Source organism: Pseudoalteromonas sp. CR1 (genome assembly GCF_019392235.1).
Classification (GTDB): domain Bacteria; phylum Pseudomonadota; class Gammaproteobacteria; order Enterobacterales; family Alteromonadaceae; genus Pseudoalteromonas.
Genome location: NZ_JAHXRM010000439.1, coordinates 1 through 252 on the forward strand (window position 1 = coordinate 1; position 252 = coordinate 252).

The 252-nt window shown below is 64.3% G+C and carries 1 protein-coding gene; it reads left to right on the forward strand.

Annotated features, from left to right (window positions below; translation table 11 throughout):
* Nucleotides 1-252: acyclic terpene utilization AtuA family protein (locus KZZ04_RS20055; protein ID WP_219424012.1), on the forward strand; the 252-nt coding region annotated here is incomplete at both ends.

Below are 252 nucleotides of genomic sequence, written 5' to 3' on the forward strand. Positions count from 1 at the left end.
GCGGCACCCTGGATTACCTGGTCTTCGACTACTTGGCGGAAGTCACAATGTCGATCCTTGCCGGCGCACGAATGAAAGACCCCCAGGCCGGCTACGCCACCGATTTCGTCGAGGTGCTCACCCCGCTGCTGGGCGACCTCCAGCGCCAGGGCATCCGCGTGATCAGCAATGCCGGGGGCATTAACCCCCAGGCTTGCGCCGCCGCACTGCAAGCAGCCTGTGACAAGGCCAACATCGCGCTGAAGATCGCCG